Origin of the sequence: Brachybacterium timonense (genome assembly GCF_900258505.1) — a bacterium.
In the GTDB taxonomy this organism is placed as follows: Bacteria; Actinomycetota; Actinomycetes; order Actinomycetales; family Dermabacteraceae; genus Brachybacterium; species Brachybacterium timonense.
This window is the reverse complement of sequence record NZ_LT984895.1, coordinates 2,802,101-2,818,847: the sequence shown is the minus strand read 5'-3', so window position 1 is coordinate 2,818,847 and position 16,747 is coordinate 2,802,101. Positions and strand designations below refer to the sequence as shown.

The 16,747-nt window shown below is 67.5% G+C and carries 16 protein-coding genes; 7 read left to right on the top strand and 9 right to left on the bottom strand.

Translation table 11 applies throughout. The features are described 5' to 3' along the window. Nucleotides 1-50 precede the first annotated feature (50 nt). From C8271_RS12615 to C8271_RS12600, 4 genes are read left to right on the top strand one after another with little or no spacing between them, the layout of a single operon-like run. Complete coding sequence (locus tag C8271_RS12615; protein WP_106508070.1) at nucleotides 51-353, top strand: WhiB family transcriptional regulator; 303 nt, start codon at nucleotides 51-53, stop codon at nucleotides 351-353. 23 nt (nucleotides 354-376) lie between these two features. Beyond that, nucleotides 377-547 (top strand): Sp36 family protein, encoded by a 171-nt coding sequence (sp36, locus tag C8271_RS12610; protein ID WP_106507587.1) that lies wholly within the window; start codon nucleotides 377-379, stop codon nucleotides 545-547. A 3-nt stretch (nucleotides 548-550) separates the two neighbouring features. Further along, the gene (locus C8271_RS12605; RefSeq protein ID WP_106507586.1) at nucleotides 551-1,051 is read left to right on the top strand and encodes a RidA family protein; all 501 of its coding nucleotides are present in this window, start codon (nucleotides 551-553) and stop codon (nucleotides 1,049-1,051) included. A 51-nt stretch (nucleotides 1,052-1,102) separates the two neighbouring features. Then, nucleotides 1,103-1,921 carry an MBL fold metallo-hydrolase gene (locus C8271_RS12600; protein WP_106507585.1) on the top strand — a complete coding sequence of 273 codons (819 nt, stop codon included), beginning with the start codon at nucleotides 1,103-1,105 and terminating at the stop codon, nucleotides 1,919-1,921. Between the two features lie 66 nt (nucleotides 1,922-1,987). Here the strand turns inward: C8271_RS12600 and C8271_RS12595 are convergent, their stop codons facing one another. Further along, nucleotides 1,988-2,665 (bottom strand): Crp/Fnr family transcriptional regulator, encoded by a 678-nt coding sequence (locus C8271_RS12595; RefSeq protein ID WP_106507584.1) that lies wholly within the window; start codon nucleotides 2,663-2,665, stop codon nucleotides 1,988-1,990. Nucleotides 2,666-2,852: 187 nt separating this feature from the next. On the opposite strand from C8271_RS12595, the gene C8271_RS14230 reads away from it, so the two are divergent. The 3 genes from C8271_RS14230 (at nucleotide 2,853) to C8271_RS12575 (ending at nucleotide 5,730) form a co-directional block, all read left to right on the top strand. After that, nucleotides 2,853-4,280, top strand: coding sequence for an NUDIX domain-containing protein (locus C8271_RS14230; protein WP_245921136.1), 1,428 nt, complete (start codon nucleotides 2,853-2,855; stop codon nucleotides 4,278-4,280). Nucleotides 4,281-4,469: 189 nt separating this feature from the next. After that, complete coding sequence (locus C8271_RS12580) at nucleotides 4,470-4,856, top strand: cold-shock protein (protein ID WP_106507583.1); 387 nt, start codon at nucleotides 4,470-4,472, stop codon at nucleotides 4,854-4,856. 4 nt (nucleotides 4,857-4,860) lie between these two features. Continuing rightward, nucleotides 4,861-5,730 (top strand): DUF3027 domain-containing protein, encoded by an 870-nt coding sequence (locus C8271_RS12575; protein WP_106507582.1) that lies wholly within the window; start codon nucleotides 4,861-4,863, stop codon nucleotides 5,728-5,730. On the opposite strand, the gene C8271_RS12570 is transcribed toward C8271_RS12575, so the two are convergent. From C8271_RS12570 to C8271_RS12535, 8 genes are all read right to left on the bottom strand, one after another. Beyond that, on the bottom strand, nucleotides 5,717-6,856 hold the full coding sequence (locus C8271_RS12570; protein WP_106507581.1) for a DNA polymerase III subunit delta': 1,140 nt from the start codon (nucleotides 6,854-6,856) through the stop codon (nucleotides 5,717-5,719). The two genes, C8271_RS12575 and C8271_RS12570, sit on opposite strands and share 14 nt — an antisense overlap. Beyond that, nucleotides 6,853-7,602, bottom strand: coding sequence for a dTMP kinase (gene tmk / locus C8271_RS12565; RefSeq protein ID WP_106507580.1), 750 nt, complete (start codon nucleotides 7,600-7,602; stop codon nucleotides 6,853-6,855). The genes C8271_RS12570 and tmk overlap by 4 nt, the downstream gene beginning before the upstream one ends. After that, a complete protein-coding gene (locus C8271_RS12560) occupies nucleotides 7,602-8,645 on the bottom strand; it encodes a Gfo/Idh/MocA family protein (protein ID WP_106507579.1) in 1,044 nt (347 codons plus the stop codon). Before C8271_RS12560 ends, tmk begins: the two co-directional genes overlap by 1 nt. A 189-nt stretch (nucleotides 8,646-8,834) precedes the next feature. Further along, nucleotides 8,835-9,695: a carbohydrate ABC transporter permease gene (locus C8271_RS12555; protein WP_106507578.1), complete on the bottom strand. Its 861-nt coding sequence runs from the start codon at nucleotides 9,693-9,695 to the stop codon at nucleotides 8,835-8,837. Continuing rightward, nucleotides 9,692-10,867 carry a carbohydrate ABC transporter permease gene (locus C8271_RS12550; RefSeq protein WP_342751954.1) on the bottom strand — a complete coding sequence of 392 codons (1,176 nt, stop codon included), beginning with the start codon at nucleotides 10,865-10,867 and terminating at the stop codon, nucleotides 9,692-9,694. Before C8271_RS12550 ends, C8271_RS12555 begins: the two co-directional genes overlap by 4 nt. Further along, nucleotides 10,855-12,195 carry an ABC transporter substrate-binding protein gene (locus C8271_RS12545; protein WP_106507577.1) on the bottom strand — a complete coding sequence of 447 codons (1,341 nt, stop codon included), beginning with the start codon at nucleotides 12,193-12,195 and terminating at the stop codon, nucleotides 10,855-10,857. The genes C8271_RS12550 and C8271_RS12545 overlap by 13 nt, the downstream gene beginning before the upstream one ends. Before the next feature lie 169 nt (nucleotides 12,196-12,364). After that, on the bottom strand, nucleotides 12,365-15,061 hold the full coding sequence (gene topA, locus C8271_RS12540) for a type I DNA topoisomerase (RefSeq protein ID WP_106507576.1): 2,697 nt from the start codon (nucleotides 15,059-15,061) through the stop codon (nucleotides 12,365-12,367). Nucleotides 15,062-15,189: 128 nt separating this feature from the next. After that, on the bottom strand, nucleotides 15,190-16,728 hold the full coding sequence (locus tag C8271_RS12535; protein ID WP_106507575.1) for a DUF7059 domain-containing protein: 1,539 nt from the start codon (nucleotides 16,726-16,728) through the stop codon (nucleotides 15,190-15,192). Between the last annotated feature and the right edge of the window lie 19 nt (nucleotides 16,729-16,747).

The following is a 16,747-nucleotide window of genomic DNA, read 5'->3' as shown; positions in this document are numbered from 1 at the left end:
GCATGTGGCCGGAACGCACGGATCGACGACGATTCACAAGGGGGACGTCCATGACGATCGGGAGCATCCCGAGGACCGAGGACCGCAGTTGGGCCGCACGAGGGAACTGCGCGAATGGCGACCCAGAGGGTTTCTTCGTCGAGGGGTCGGAGCAGCATGCCGCCAAAAGCGCCTGCGCCGACTGCCCAGTGCTCACCGAATGCCTGGCGGACGCACTCGACAACCGGATCAACTTCGGCGTGTGGGGAGGAATGACCGAGCGTGAACGCCGGCGACTGCTGCGGCGCCACCCTCACGTGCGTGACTGGCGTGCCGTGCTCGAGCGGGTGCGCGTCGAGGCCGTCGGCGGTTGAGGTTGCGCCGGTAGGCTCGTGCCATGACTACACGAACCCGCTGGGAGTATTTGACCGTCCCGCTGCTGATCCACGCCACCAAGCAGATCCTCGACAACTACGGTGACGAGGGCTGGGAGCTGGTGCAGGTTGTGCCCGGACCCAACCCTGAATCCCTGGTCGCCTACCTCAAGCGGCCTCTCGAGGAGGTCTGAGCGATGACGATCTCCCGCATCCGTTCCCGTCTGACCGATCTCGGCCACACGCTTCCCTCGGTCGCTGTGCCCGTGGCCTCCTATGTCCCGGCCCTGCAGGTCGGGAATCAGGTGACCACGTCCGGCCAACTGCCTCTTGTCGACGGAGCGCTGCCGCGCACTGGAAAGGTGGGCGCCGACGTCACAGCCGAGCAGGCGCAGGACCTGGCCCGCATCTGCTGCCTGAACGCCCTGGCTGCCATCGAGTCCGTGATCGGCGATCTTGACCGCATTGTGCGGGTGGTGAAGGTGGTGGGGTACGTCGCCTCGGATCCCGCGTTCACCGGCCAGCCCGCCGTGGTCAATGGGGCCAGCGACCTGCTCGGGGAGGTATTCGCTGCCGCCGGGGAGCATGTGCGCAGCGCCGTGGGCGTGGCTGTGCTGCCGCTGGATGCCCCCGTTGAGCTCGAGCTGACCGTCGAGGTCGCCCCGCACGAGGCGGGCGCTGCCGCAGCAGCGGCCTGAACAGTGCGGGCGTACGCGTGACCGTGAGCGCTCGTAGAAAGGTGAGCACGGATGGATGAGCTGCCTCCTCGTCTGCCCGGGGCGCCGAGCGTCGACCTCATCCAGCTGACGGCTCCGAACCCCGGCCCGATGACGCTCGAGGGCACCAACACCTATGTGATTCGAGACGGCGACCAGGCGTGGGTCGTTGACCCTGGTCCGCGGGATCCCGAGCATCTGGCCGACGTTCTCCTGGCGATGCCGCGTCCCGGACGGCCCATGGGTGTGTTGGTAACCCACCACCACGCCGATCATGCCGCCGGCGCGGCTACGCTTGCTCGGCAGCTGGCAGCCCGCAGCGGCTGCGAGGTACCGCTGTGGGCAGCGGACCCTGCGCTCGTCCACGGAGCCCGACCGGTGCCATCGGAACTTACGAGCGACCACGGCACCGTGGGGCATGTGGTGCACCTGCCGGGCCACACAGGTGACTCGATCGGTGTGCTGCTTGAGGGCGGCCGTATGCTCACCGGTGACACCCTGCTGGGTGGTTCCTCCACCGTGGTCGTGCCCGACGACGGTGGTGTGCTTGCCGAATACCTCCAGTCCCTCGCGATCCTGCGGGCCATGGCACTTGATGGCCGCATCGGCAGCTTGCATCCCGGCCACGGCCCGCAGAGCAGTTCCCCGTTGGACGCGCTGACCGTGATCGACGAGGCCATTGCCCACCGAGAAGAGCGTCTGGAGCAGGTGCGTCGCGCCCGCACCGCGGGCATCCTCACGATGGACAGGCTGCTGCGCGCCGTGTACGGGCCGGATCTGCCTCCGGAGAAGGAGAAGGCGGCGCGCTGGAACATCCGTGCGGCGCTCGACCACCTCAGCCCCCGCACATGAACGAGCCCGCACCCCGGGGCGGGGGAGCGGGCTCGTTCCTCAGAAAGCGCGGTTGCGCGAGGGTGCTCAGCGTGCGCGGCGGTGCAGACGCTCCATGTCCACCAGCAGCACGGCGCGTGCCTCCAGCCGGATCCAGCCGCGGGAGGCGAAGTCGGCAAGCGCCTTGTTGACAGTCTCACGGGAAGCGCCCACCAGCTGCGCGAGCTCCTCCTGGGTCAGCCCGTGAGCAACCATGATGCCGTCGTCGGTCTGGCGACCGAAGCGCTGAGCGAGATCCAGAAGGTTCTTCGCCACGCGCCCGGGGACGTCAGCGAACACCAGGTCTGCCAGGGACTCGTTGGTCTTGCGCAGGCGACGCGCAAGCGAGGCCAGCAGATGACGCCCCACCTCGGGACGCTGCGCGAGAACCCGGTAGAGGTCCTGCTGGGACAGCGAATACAGCGTGGTTTCCGCCACCGCGGTGGCGGTTGCGTTGCGCGGCCCCGGATCGAACATCGACAGCTCACCGAGCGTCTCCCCGGGGCCGAGCACGGCCAGCAGATTCTCGCGGCCATCGCCCGAGGCGTGCCCCACCTTCACCTTGCCTGACCCCAGGATGAATAGCCGATCGCCGGGATCTCCCTCGCGGAAGATCACCGCGCCGCGGTGGAAATCCTCCTGGGTCATGGAAGCCAGCACAGCCTGCTTGCCGTCCTCATCAAGGGCCGCGAACAGCGGCGCTGACCGTACGATGTTCTCGTCCACGGGTCCTCCTGGGGTTCGGGTCCCGTCGGTCGGGACCAGTTTCGCGTGCCGGTGACACGACGACCGACACGGTGGTCGCAATCACACGATGAGTGCAGACTATCGCGCCGCGGCGGCGTATAGGCGAGGACGAGCCCGTGTGGTCCCGCCGACTGGCGCCTGAGAGCCCCAGGGGAGGAGTCAGAGGATGCCTACCACTGCAGCTGCACCAGCGTCCGGGTGCCCGAGCGCGCCGCTGCGTCAGGTCGCCGCGCGCCTGGCCGCCGCCTATCCGATCGCCCGCACCGAGCTTGAGTACAGTAGCGCCTTCGAACTGCTGGTGGCGACGGTCCTCTCCGCCCAGACCACCGACCAGCGCGTGAACGCGGTGACCGGTGAGCTCTTCTCCCGCTGGCCGGATGCCTCCGCGCTCGCCAGCGCCGATGAGGACGGCCTGGCTGCTCTCCTGCGGCCGCTCGGCATGGGTCCCACCCGTGCGCATCGGATCCGTTCGCTCGCCGCGCAGCTGCTCGAGCGGCACAGTGGCGAGGTCCCCGAGGACCAGCAGGCGCTCGAGGCGCTCAGCGGGGTGGGGCGTAAAACCGCTCTGGTGGTGCGGGGCGTGTGGTTCGGGCAGGACGCGCTGGCGGTCGACACCCATGTCATGCGGCTGGCCGCTCGCCTCGGATGGACGTCCTCGCGCGATGCGCAGCGAGTCGAAAAGGACGTGCTCGCGCAGCGTGAGCGGGAGACGACCGACAGCGCCGTGCCGTACACGGACGGTGCTGACCTGTCGCTGCGACTGATCCTGCACGGCCGACGGGTCTGCACCGCCCGTGCGCCGCAGTGCGGCCGCTGCGTGCTCGCTGACCTGTGCCCCGCAGCCCAGGAGCCGGATGCGCCTCAGGCCCTATCCGTGCCGGCCTTCCTTGCCGATCTGGCTGCGCGTGCTGACGGCTCGGCGACGGATGGCATGCAGGAACTGCTGCACCGCGACGAGGCTGCACTGGTTGATGCGCCGTCAATGCGGCACAGTGCCGTGCTCGTGCTCATCACCGGCACGTCCCTGGTGCAGGCGCGCGTGCTCCTGCATGAGCGGGGGCGCACGCTGCGTTCGCAGCCCGGACAGTTCGCGCTGCCCGGCGGCGGGGTCGAGCCCCAGGATGCCGATGCGATGGCCACAGCACTGCGCGAGGCCCGTGAGGAGGTCGGGCTTGACCCCGAGCAGGTGCAGGTTCTCGGGGCCTTCGCCCCGGTGCCGATGCCGCATCGCGGCCGTCTGGTCACACCCGTGCTCGCCTGGGCGTCGCAGCAGCCGCCGGTGAGTGTGGTGGATCCCATTGAGGTGGAGCGTGTGGTGTGGGTGCCGCTCGTGGGCGAAGGCTCGCTCAGCGAACTCGGCCGACGCGGTGGCGGGCTGCTCGACGGTCGCAGCGTCGGCCCCCTCTTCGATCTTCCCGACGACGTGCTGGTGTGGGGGCTCACCGCATTCATCCTCGATGCCGTGCTCGCTGGCGTCGGCCTGCCAGGATGGGCACAGCTCACCCCCACACCGCAGGATGCCGACGCGCCGGCTCCCCGAGGCGGGAGAGTGCTGCGTGCCCCGCAGGAGATCCCCGCGCATCTGCGACGCTGATGTGACACCGCCATCGTCTGGTCCTCCCAGCACGGGTCGATTAGACTGGACCGTCGCTGGTGCCCGCGTGGCGCCCGCACAGAGCACACAGACAACAAGCAGCACACACCGCAGGTTCCACGTACGCCGTCGAGGCGCCGTGCCCCATATCCAGCGGATGTCAGAGCACCAGACAAGGACGGGATCCGAGTGCCACGTGGCAAGGTGAAGTTCTACGACGCCGACAAGGGCTTCGGCTTCGTCCTCGACGACGAGGACGGTCAGAGCGTGTACGTGCATGCCTCGAACCTCCCGGGCGGTGTGACGACGCTGCGTCCCGGCACCAAGGTCGACTTCGACATGGTGGACGGTCGACGCGGCCCGCAGGTTCTGACGCTGCAACTGGTCGACCCTGCGCCGTCGGTGATGCGCGCCCGGCGTCCGAAGCCGCAGGACATGGCCGGCATGGTCGAGGACCTGATTCGCTTGCTCGATGACGCATCCAATGGGCTGCGTCAGGGCCGCTACCCCGACCGCGGCCATTCCCAGAAGATCGCCACGGTGATGCGCGCTGTCGCCGACAACTTCGAGGCCTGACCCGATGACGGACTCTTCCGCCGTACCGACCGCTCCGCGTCGCCCGCGCACGGCGAAGCCGAAGCTCGACGCGATCGGCGCTGCCGCTGTCGACCTGGCGCGCGAGGCCCTTGAGGAGGTCACCGAGCCCGGCCAGGTCGGCGAGCATCTGCGCGTGGAGGCCGGCAGCGATCGCCTGGTCACGCATGTTTTCGAGTGCACCATGCCCGGCTACCACGGCTGGTCGTGGATCGTTGTGCTCTCTCGTGCACCGCGGGCCAAGACAGCGACCGTCTCCGAGACCGCGCTGCTGCCAGGCGAGGATGCGCTGCTCGCACCCGCATGGCAGCCGTGGGCGGAGCGGCTGAAGCCGGAGGACGTCGGCGCCGACGATCTGCTGCCCTACCGGGAGCAGGACGATCGACTCGAACAGGGCTATGAGGCCACCGGTGACGAGGACGCCGACCGGCTCGCGCAGTGGGAGCTCGGCTTAGGGCGCGTGCGCGTGCTGTCCCGCGAAGGTCGCACCGACGCCGCCGATCGGTGGGTCAACAGCGATTTCGGGCCCCGTCCCGTCTCGAAGCGTCGCCGCCGCGGAACGATCCCTGCACCGTGCTCCAGCTGCGGTTTCCTCATGCTGCTGTCCGGATCGCTGCGCAGCGAGTTCGGCGTGTGCACGAACGAATGGTCCCCGGCCGACGGTCGCGTGGTGCACCTGGGCTACGGCTGCGGCGCGCACTCGGAAACCGGCCAGGAGGACAGGGACCGGGAGATCCCCCGCGCGACGGGCGTCGTTGTGGATGAGCTTGACGTCGCCTACGAGGCCAACGCCGACGGCGCACCGTCGGACGATGCTGATGCCAACGCCGAGGGCACGCAGGTCAGCGAAGACTGATCGCGACGCGCGCCAGCAGCGCCTCGACAGCGAGCAACGGAGGCACATTTCCGGCGATGCGCCTGCGACTGGTCTGCACAGCATCGAGCAGTTCCACCGTCACGAGCGCCGATCCGCGCCCTGCCGTCGCCTCGATGTCCTGGCGAACCCCCGGATTCACCAGCTCCCGCCCCGCGTTGAGCTGCAGCATCAGCACATCGCGCAGCACCGAGTGGGCATCCAGCAGGTAGCGGTCCAGCACATCACGCACAAGCCGGGTCTGCCGACGCTTCGCATCCTCTTCCAGCTGCTTGACCTGCGAACGCAGAGCGGGCGGCACCCGGCCGTCGTCGATCCCTGCCGAACGGAGGAAATGCTCACGTTCCTCGGCTGCTACCGCGTCGGCATGCTCCTTCGCCTCCGCCGTGGCGCGCTCCACGAGAGCCTGCGCCGCCAGCACTGCCTGCCCGACACCGCGGAGCCCGAGCAGCTCTCGCGCCGAGTCCTCGCGAGCAGCCAGCGCACCGTCCTGCGTCGCGTATCGCAAGGCGAGCCCGATATGCCCCTGCGCTGCGCGCGCAGCCCGCTCAGCTCGGTCAGGATCCACCCCATCACGGCGCACCAGCAGGTCAGCTACCACCTGTGGCGAGGGAAGAGACAGCGTCACCACACGGCAGCGTGAGCGGATCGTCGGCGCCAGATCTTGCGCGGACGGCGCGCACAGCATCCACACTGTCAGCGGCGGCGGCTCCTCGATGGCCTTCAGCAGCACATTGAAGGTGCCCGGGCTCATCCGATCCGCATCCTCGACGATCACCACGCGACGATGCCCCGTGGCCGGCGCCTGCTGCGCCGTGAGCACAAGGCCCCGCACCTCCTCCTTGGAGATCGACAGCTTGTCCGTGGTCACCACCGTGACGTCGGGATGCGTGCCAGCAGTCACGGTTCGACACGCCTGGCACTGGCCGCAGCCTGTGCCCTCCTCGCACTGCAGAGTGGCAGCGAACGCCCGAGCAGCCGTGGAGCGCCCAGAACCGGGCGGACCCGTCACCAGCCACGCCTGCGCAAGGGATCCTTCCGGAGAGGCCGCACGGCGAAACTGCTGGACCGCCGGCTCTTGGCCGACGACCTCAGCCCACACACTCACAGCTCGTCCCGATGAGACACCGGCGTGGGCGGCTCGAAGGTGGGATCCACGGTCTCGAGGAGATCATCGATCGACTCCAGCACGCGGCGGTGAACCTCCTCGCGCGGCAGGGAACCATCGATCACGGTGAACCGCTCAGGATCGGCCTCAGCGAGCGCGAGGAACTGCTGACGCACAGCGTCATGGAAGGAGAAACCGGCCTGTTCGAGACGATCCTGGCTGTTCGCCTCCCGCCGCTCGTTCAGCACCGACGGGTCAAGGTCCAGCAGGATCGTGCGATGCGGCATGAGGCCGTCAGTGGCCCACAGTGACAGCGCCGCGATCTGCGACGGCTCCAACAGGCGGCCCGCCCCCTGATAGGCGATGGATGAGTCGATATAGCGATCCGCGAGCACCAGCCCACCGCGCGCCAGATGAGGACGCACCACCGTGGCGATGTGATGGGCCCGATCAGCCGCGTACAGCAGCGCCTCCGCGCGCTCATCGACGTGACCACCATGCAGCAGCAGAGAACGGATCTGCTCTCCCAGTTCGGTGCCGCCGGGCTCACGCGTGGACAGCACCAGATCTTCAGAGACCATGCGCTCCTCGATCAGATGCCGGCGCAGCATCGCCATCTGAGTGGACTTGCCAGCCCCATCCCCGCCCTCGAAGGAGAGGAACATGCCGCGGCGCGGCGTGCGCGGCGTGGGAACATCCAGCTGCAGACGGTCCGCGTCGAAAGGCAGCGCTGGAACGGCATTCATCAGTGTGCCTCCCCCGGGTAGGTGACGCCGAGCGCCGAGCGCACCGCATCCATCGTGTGCATGACGCTGAGCGTGTCCTTCCACGTCATCAGCGCAGACTGCGACTCGCCTGCCGTGATGCAGCGCGCGGCCTCCGCTATCTCGAACGCCATACCGTCGTCCACGTCCCCGGGATGGGACCACGAGGCCGTGCGGCCATCATCGAGCACCACCTCGACATCGCCGGGCGCATAGAACGGTGACGGCAGCACGACGCGGCCACGCGTGCCCGCAATGACCGCACGGTTTGCCGTGCGTGCCCGCAGCGTCGTGGACACGACCGCCCAGCCGCCGCGCTCACCGCGCGCCACCACCCCCGCGAACGCATCCACACCCGTCGCGGTCAGCTCCCCACGGATCGCCGGATCCTGCAGGTCACCCAGCAGCATCTGCGCGAGAGACAGCGGATACACACCTAGGTCCAGCAGGGCACCGCCACCCAGTTCCGGCGCGTACAGACGGTGAGCCGGAGCCTCCGGGAACGCCTGCCCGTGATCCGCCTCGACCTGGATCACCTCACCGATCAGTCCCTCGCTGATCACTGCACGCAGCAGCCCGTACTGCGGCAGGAAACGGGCCCACATGGCCTCCATCGCGAACACGCCGCGCTGCTGCGCCAGATCAAGCAGGTCACGAGCCTGCGACTCGTTGAGTGTGAACGCCTTCTCCACCAGCACCGGCACCCCAGCCTCCAGCACGGGGCGGGCGAGCTCGTGATGCTGCGCATGCGGCGAGGCGATGTACACCGCGTCGAGACCGCCCGCGGCGAGCATGGCCTCAGGGCCTGCGAAGGCCGCCTCGATGCCGTGTTTCGCGGCGAACGCGTCGGCACGGTCCTGGGAGCGAGAGGCGACCGCGACCACGCGCGACGCCGTTGCGCGATGCATCGTGGCAGTGAACTGTTCAGCGATGGAGCCAGGAGAGATGACGCCCCAACGCAGCGGCGGAGCAGTTGCAGGGTCGAGCACGCCGTGCGGGGGCAGGGACAGGGTCTGCGCGGACATACGTCCAATCTAGCGGTGCCCCCTGACGAACGGGACGGCGCGCGTCCCGTGAGGAACCGATCCCGCCCCCCAGCAGAGCAACGACTCTCCTCAACGCCGCGCGTCCCGCACGGCGCGATACAGACTGCGACGGCCCCCGGCTCAGCGCCGGAGGCCGTCACGAGTCACGCCCGAATACAGCAGAGGCGGTCAGCCCTTCACAGAGCCGGCCGTCATACCGCGCACCAGGAAACGCTGCAGGGAGAAGAACACGATCATCGGGATCACCATCGAGACGAAGGCGCCGGCGGTCAACAGCTCCTGGCCCTGACCCTGCGTGCCCAGCATCTGCTGCAGATCCACGATCACCGTGGCCGTGCTGCCCGAGAGGAACAGCTTCGCGATCAGCAGGTCGTTCCACACCCAGATGAACTGGAGCGTGGCGAACGCAGCGATAGCCGGCATAGACATCGGTGCCACGAGTCGCCAGAACGTCTGGAAATGCGAGGCACCGTCGATCTTCGCGCTCTCCACCACGGAGCTCGGCAGACTCGACATGTAGTTGCGCAGCGTGTAGATCGCCAGCGGCATACCGAAACCGGTGTGCAGCAGCCAGACGGCCACGAACTCGCCGGAGATGCCCAGACCGCGCGGTCCGAGCAGGTTCAGCATCGGCTGGAAGGCGACCTGGATCGGCACCACCATCAGCGCCACGATGATCACGAACAGCAGCTCCCGCCCGGGGAACTTCATGAACGTGAACGCGTAGGCGGCGAACGCCGCGAACATGATCGGCAGAACCGTTCCGGGGATCGCCACCGCGATCGAGTTCACCAGTGAGCTACCGAGCGAGGTGCTCTGGAACACGCGGGCGTAGTTGTCCATCGTCCATCCCGCGCCGAGCGGGTCGACGAGCGCCGTCCACCATCCGGTGCGGGCCACCGACACACGATCACGGAAGGACGTGACCAGCAGTCCCACCGTCGGCACCGTCCACAGGATCGACAGCACCACCATGGTGATGATCGCGACCAGCGAGCGGGGGCGCCCATCCTTCATGCGTCCCATCATCGGTTCGCCTCCTGCGCCTTGTACGCCCGCACCTGGTAGATCAGGATCGGGATGATCAGGATCAGCAGCACCACAACGATCGCGGAGGCATGCCCGGCATTGCCGTCCACGAACAGACGGCGGAAGAACAGGTTCGCGATCACATCGGTGTTGTTCCGGCCGTTCGTCATCACGTAGATGATGTCGAAGACCTTCAGCACCAGGATCAGCACCGTGATGAACACGGCCAGCAACGTGGCGCGCACCTGCGGGAACACGATCGACCAGAAGATCCGGAACTCCGAGGCGCCGTCGATGCGCCCCGCTTCGACCGTGTCCTCAGGCACCGCCTTGATGGCCGAGCTCAGCAGCACCATGGCGAAGCCCGTCTGCAGCCAGATCAGGATCACCATCAGCAGCAGTGAGTTCAGCCGCGCCGTGTCGATCTGCAGCCACGGCTGTGGATCGCCGCCGAGAGCCACCACCACGGCGTTGAGCAGACCCGTCTGCGCAGCGCCGGGGGAGTTGACCGCATAGACCAGACCCCAGATCGTCGAAGCGCCCACGAAGCTGATCGACATCGGCAAGAAGACCATCGACTTGGAGACCTTCTCGCCTGTGGCGGAGAGCTTGTCTGCGAGAACCGCCACCGCCAGACCGAAGCCGACTGTGATGATCGGAACGATCAGGATCCACAGCAGGTTGTTGAACAGGGCGCTGCGGAAGTAAGCGTCCTGGAAGATGTCTTTGTAGTTCTTGAACCCGACCCAGTCCGTGGAATTCGCGTTCGCGAACGAATACACGATGGTCTGGATCGTCGGGTAGATCAGCATGAGACCGATGAAGGAGAAGCCCGGCAGCAGGAAGGCGTAGGGGATCAGGCCTTCACCCAGCCGCGACGGCAGCCCCTCGATCGTCATGTTCAGGAAGCGGAACAGCAGCATGGCGCCGCCGATCCCGACCACGAGGCCCAGGATGCCGATCAGCACGGTGGAATTGAGGAACCACTGCTTGTACAGTGCCATCGCCAGGAACAGGTTGGCCATCGCCCAGACGGTGACCACGAGCCCGACGACGCCGATCAGGATCTTGAGGGGCCTGGCTCCACTGCGCGAGGGCGCGCGCTCAGCCAGCGCCGACGGGGGAGCGGGCGCGTCCCCCGTCGGCGAATCGTCCTTCGTCACTGCGGCCACGAGTCTTCGATCTCCTGGGCGACCTGCTCAGCAGTCTTGGTGCCCTCTACCCACTCGACCATGCCGGTCCAGAAGGTGCCGCCGCCGACGGCGTTGGGCATGAGATCGGATCCGTCGTAGCGGAACATCTTAGCGTCGCCAGCGATCTTCGCGATCCGACGGGTGGTCTCATCCGCATAGTTGGATTCGTCGAAGGTCTTGTGGGGGCTCAGCCAGCCACCGGCCTTCGCCCACGGGCCACCGAAGTCGGGCGAGGTGAGGAACTCGAGGACCTTTTTGGCGTCCTCCTTCTCCTTGTTGAACAGCGCCACCAGGTCACCGCCACCGAGGATCGGCTGGCCGTCGAAGCCACCCTCGTAGGTCGGCATGGCGAACACGCCCACCTCCTCGTCCATCGCGGAGAGGATCTCCTCCGGGAAGAAGCCGGTCACGAAGTTGCCCTGGCGCACCAGCATGGCGCGCGCCGGGTCCTCGAACAGCGGCAGCGGGGCCTCGGAGAACGGGGTGTTCACGATGGTGGTGGCGCCGCCCAACACGTTGCCGTCGGCCAGCAGGATCTTCTCGAGCTCCGCGAAGGCCTCCAGCACCTGCGGGTCGTTGAAGGGGATCTCATGCTTGGTCCACTGGTCGTACACGTCGGGGCCATGCAGGCGGAGCATGATCTCCTCCAGCCAGTCGGTCCCCACCCATCCGGTGGCCTGATCGGCGTTCCACGCGTCCGACCACGGGGCGATGCCCAGATCGTCTTTGATCTTCTGCGTGATCTGCGCGAGCTCCTCCATCGTCTTCGGCTCAGTGGAGTAGCCGCCGGCCTCGTAGGCCTTCTTCGGGTACCAGATCAGGGACTTGCAGGCCATGCGCATCGGGGCGCCGTAGACCTTGCCGTCCTCCGCCGTGGCGGACTCAAGGAAGCCCGGGATCAGGGTCTCCTTCAGCTTGCCCAGGTCGAGCACGTCATCCAGCGGCACCGCGGTACCGGCTTCGGCCTGCTCGAGCAGACCGCCCGGCTGCGGGAACATCGCGATGTCCGGGGCGTCGCCGGCAGAGATGCGCTGGCGCACGGTCGTGGTGAAGTCCTGATCCGGCGTGTACTGGATCTCGATGCCAGTTTCTTCCTGGAACGCTTTCAGCGACTCCTTGAACCCGGCCTCTTCCTGACCGCCGAAAGCGCCCAGGATTGTGACCGGACCGTCGGTGCCGCCGCCGGCAGCACCGCCGCCTCCCTTGTCGCCGCTATCGCCCGAGGCGAGACACCCCGTGAGGCCGACGGCTGCGGTGGTAGTGGCAGCGCCAGCGAAGAGGCTGCGGCGAGTGAGACGAGAATTCATGTTGACTCCTTCGTAGGCCTTCGTCATTGAGAGACTCGCGCCCACCATAAGCCCTTATGGGCCCGCTGACACACAGTAAGGTCCGTCAGATCACCGAACGGTGATCTGCCTAACCGGCGTCACGGCGGTCATGTGCTCGTGTCGGGACGTTCGTCCACGCCCCGGGCGCTCACTTTTTCGAGGCGGACTTCCGGGTCGTGCTTCGCTTCGCTGGCGCCTTGCGGGTAGACCGCTTAGCCGGGCCCTTGGCGCGTTTCTCCGCCAGGCGTTCGACCGCGATCTCATGGGTGAGTGACTCCAGGGAGTCATCCCGGCGCAGCGTCACGTTCGTGGTGCCGTCGGTGATGTACGGACCGAATCGGCCGTCCTTGACCACGATCGGCTTCTCGCTGGTCGGATCCGTGCCGAGCTCCTTCAACGGCGGCTTCGCGGCGGCGCGTCCACGTGTCTTCGGCTGGGCGTAGATCGCACGGGCCTGCTCCTCCGTGATCGTCAGCAACTGCTCCTCGCTCTCGAGCGAGCGGGAGTCCGTGCCCTTCTTCAGGTACGGGCCGTAGCGGCCGTTCTGCGCGGTGATCTCGGTGCCGTCCTCGCCGGTGCCCACCACTCGCGGCAGGCTCAGGAGCGTGAGTGCATCCTCGATCGTGATGGTGGCCAGGTCCATGGTCTTGAACAGGCTGGCCGTGCGGGGCTTGGGCCGCTTCGACTTCGGCGTGCCCTCGACCTCAGGCAGTACCTCGGTCACGTAGGGGCCGTAGCGGCCGTCCTTGGCGACGATGTCGTGGCCGGTCTCGGGATCCTGACCCAGTACGCGGCCATCATCCTTGGCGCGCTCGAGCAGCTCGCGCGCCTTCTGGGCAGTCAGTTCATCGGGAGCGATGTCATCAGGCACGGAAGCGCGCTGCGGATCCACCCCGTCGATTGGGTTCCCGGCATCGTCCAGGGCGGGGCGTTCGACGTACGCGCCATAGCGGCCCACGCGCAGCGTGATGCCCTCACCGACGGGGATCGAGTTGATCTCCCGGGCGTCGATGTCACCCAGATGGTCCACCATGACCTTCAGGCCTAGCGGCCCATCCTCGCCATCGCCGCGGTAGAACTCCTCGAGATACTGGGCACGTCCCAGGTCACCGCGGGCCATGCGGTCCAACTGCTGCTCCATCTGCGCGGTGAAGTCATAGTCGACGAACTCACCGAAATGCTCCTCCAGCAGCCGCACCACGGAGAACGCCGTCCAGCTGGGCACCAGGGCGGAGCCGCGGCGCAACACATAGCCGCGATCCTGCACGGTCGCGACCGTCGACGCGTAGGTCGAAGGACGGCCGATGCCGCGCTCCTCCAGTGCACGCACGAGCGAAGCCTCCGTGTATCGCGGCGGAGGCGTGGTGGTGTGCCCCTCGGTCTCCAGTGCTGTTGTACGCAGCTGCTGCCCCTCCTGCATCTGCGGCAGGCGCTTATCGGAGCCGCTGTCCTCATAGCGGGAGGCATCCCGGCCCTCTTCGTAGGCCGCGAGGAAGCCGCGGAAGGTGATCACTGTGCCGGAGGCGCGGAACGTGGCGGCGCGGCCCCCCTGCTCGACAGCGAGCTCCACGGTGGAGGTGGTGCCCTTCGCGTCGGCCATCTGCGAGGCGATGGTGCGCTTCCAGATCAGCTCGTACAGGCGGAACTCATCGCCGCTGAGCTGACCAGCCACCTGCGCGGGCGTGCGGAACGAGTCGCCAGCCGGGCGGATCGCCTCATGCGCCTCCTGCGCGTTCTGTGACTTCGTCTGGTAGTAGCGCGGTTTGTCGGGCACGAACTGCGATCCGTACAGCTCCGCGGCCTGCGTCCGCGATGCGCGGATCGCCTCGGTGGACAGCGCCACCGAGTCGGTTCGCATGTAGGTGATGTAGCCGTTCTCATACAGCGACTGCGCCACCCGCATCGCCTGACGCGCCCCCAGGCGCAGCTTGCGGCTCGCTTCCTGCTGCAGCGAACTGGTGGTGAACGGTGCGGCGGGGCGGCGCGTGTACGGTTTCGACTCCAGCGAACTCACCGTGGCTGGGGCACCATCCAGTGCCGCCACCAGCTCTGCGGCCGACGACTCCGTGAGCACCACCGCGCCGGCAGACTTCGGCTTCAGCTCACCAGCGTCCGTGAAATCAGATCCGAAGGCCACGCGGGAACCATCCACCGTGGCGATCCGTGCCGTGAAGCCGGTGGTGTCCTCTGCCGGGGCCTCAGCAGTGAAGCTCCCGGTCACATCCCAGTAGTCGGCGGCGATGAATGCCATCCGCTCCCGCTCTCGCTGGACCACCAGACGGGTAGCCACCGACTGGACACGTCCGGCAGACAGCGACGGCTTGATCTTCCGCCACAGCACGGGTGACAGCTCGAATCCCACCAGCCGATCGAGAATGCGGCGAGTCTCCTGCGCGTCGACCAGGTGCTGGTCGATGTCACGCGTGGTGGTCAGCGCCTCCTGGATCGCATCCCGTGTGATCTCGTGGAACACCATGCGCTTGACCGGCAGCGACTTCTTGGGCTTCAGGGTCTCCAATAGGTGCCAGGCGATCGCCTCGCCTTCACGGTCCTCATCGGTTGCGAGGTAGAGAACGTCGGCGTCCTTGAGGAGTTTCTTGAGATCGGTGACGGTTTTCTTCTTGTCCGCGCTGACGATGTAGTACGGCTCGAAGCCGTTGTCGACGTCGACCCCGAACTTCGCGTACGGGCCCTTCTTCATCTCGGCGGGAAGGTCGCGTGGCACCGGGATGTCACGGATGTGGCCCACGGAGGCGGCCACCGCGAAGTCATCCCCGAGATAGCGACCGATGGTCCGCGCCTTCGCGGGCGACTCCACGATCACCAGATGCCTCTGACCAGTCACCAGATCTGTTCCTTCCTCATCGCGGCGTGCGCGATGCCTCCCGGCGGATTGTCCGGGATCCCGTACTTATGGGGTGTCGGCTCGATGGTGCCACACGGTACACGCTCGATTCAGGACTCTGCGGGTGTTCACAGTCGCATCATGCCCTCAGCCAGCAGATCACGGATGGCCTCCAGGACCCGCGGCTGCGTCTCCTGCAGTGGCAGATCCGTGAGCGCGCACACAGCACCGAGTGTTTGCGCGAGAGTCAGGGAACCGTCGTCAAGAGCCCCCACCACGGCCGCGAGCACCTGATCCGCAGCGACGGTGTGAGCGAAAGCTGCGCCCTGCACGAGCTCGATCAGCATCGGATCCGCGGCACCCGGCTGCAGGTGGCGTCGCTCCACCACGTCCTGGGCGCGCACCGGCCGGCTCGCCAGCAGGTCCTCATCGCTCAGCTCGGCGAGCGTCCCCGTCATGCGTAAGGCCATCTGCAGATGCTGCGCGAGGGTGCCGGACCCGGTTCCCGGGCGCTCGATCACGCGCATTGCGCCGGATGCGGTATCGGGGCGTCGGCCTAAGAGCAGGTACCCGAAGCCGATCTGCTCGACGTCCCGGGCGGCGAAGTCATTCAGCCACGCCTCGATCATCGGCTGCCAAGCGGCATCGCGCGGCGTCACACCGCCATCGCGCGCCCAGGTCGTGGCGTACTGCGCGGGATCCTCGCTCTCACGCTGAATCACCAGTGCGTCAATGCCTGCGGCGGTGACCGGCTTGAGCCAGGTGCGCGGGTGCTGGCTCCACGGCGCCCCTGCGGACACTTCCCAGTTGCCGAGCATCACGGCGCGGCCCTCAGCGGTGAGGTGGTTGGGCAGGGCGTGAAGGATCTCAGCAAGGAGTACGTCACCCGGTCGGCCGCCATCGCGGTATGTCCACTGCTCGATGTCGGCGCTGCGCGGCGTGATGACGAACGGCGGATTCGAGACGATCAGGTCGAAGGTCTCACCGGCCACCGGCTCGAACAGGGAACCGTGGCGCAGGTCGAGCTCGATCTCGTTCACCTCGGCGGTGAACGCCGCGAAGGCGAGCGCCCGCTGCGAAAGGTCGGTGGCGACCACCCGATCGGCATGACGGGAAGCGTGCAGCGCCTGGATACCGCTGCCGCAGCCCAGGTCCAGCACGGTGCCCACGCGGTCACGCGGCGTGATCCGCGCCAGGGTGAGCGAGGCGCCGCCCACCCCCAGCACATGCTCGGATCCAAGCGCTTCGCCGGTGGCGAGCTCAGCGCGGTCCGAGGCGATCCACCAGTGGATCTCGCCGATGTCGTCCTGTGCCGAGTATGCGGACAGGTCGATCTGCGCCACCCACGTGTCCGCGTCATGCGGGCCGACGAGACCCAGGCGTGCCGCGCCCTGAGCACCGAGGGCGGGCAGTGCCTGATCCACCTGAGCCGTGGTGAGCACGTCCCCGAGGGTGAGCAGGCGCAGCAGGAGCGCTGCCGGGTCCGCCAGGGGACGCAGCGCACGTCGAGCCGGCGCCGGATCATCGCGGCGCAGCGCCGCGGCAGCGACCGGCCCCATGAGGTCTTCGACGCGTTCAACGGTGTACGAAGCAGCCTGAAGATCCTGGCGCAGCGCACGGATCAGCGGTGCATCCAGCTGTGGTGGCGCTGGCATGTCAGAGGTCATGTCTACGATTGTGCACCAG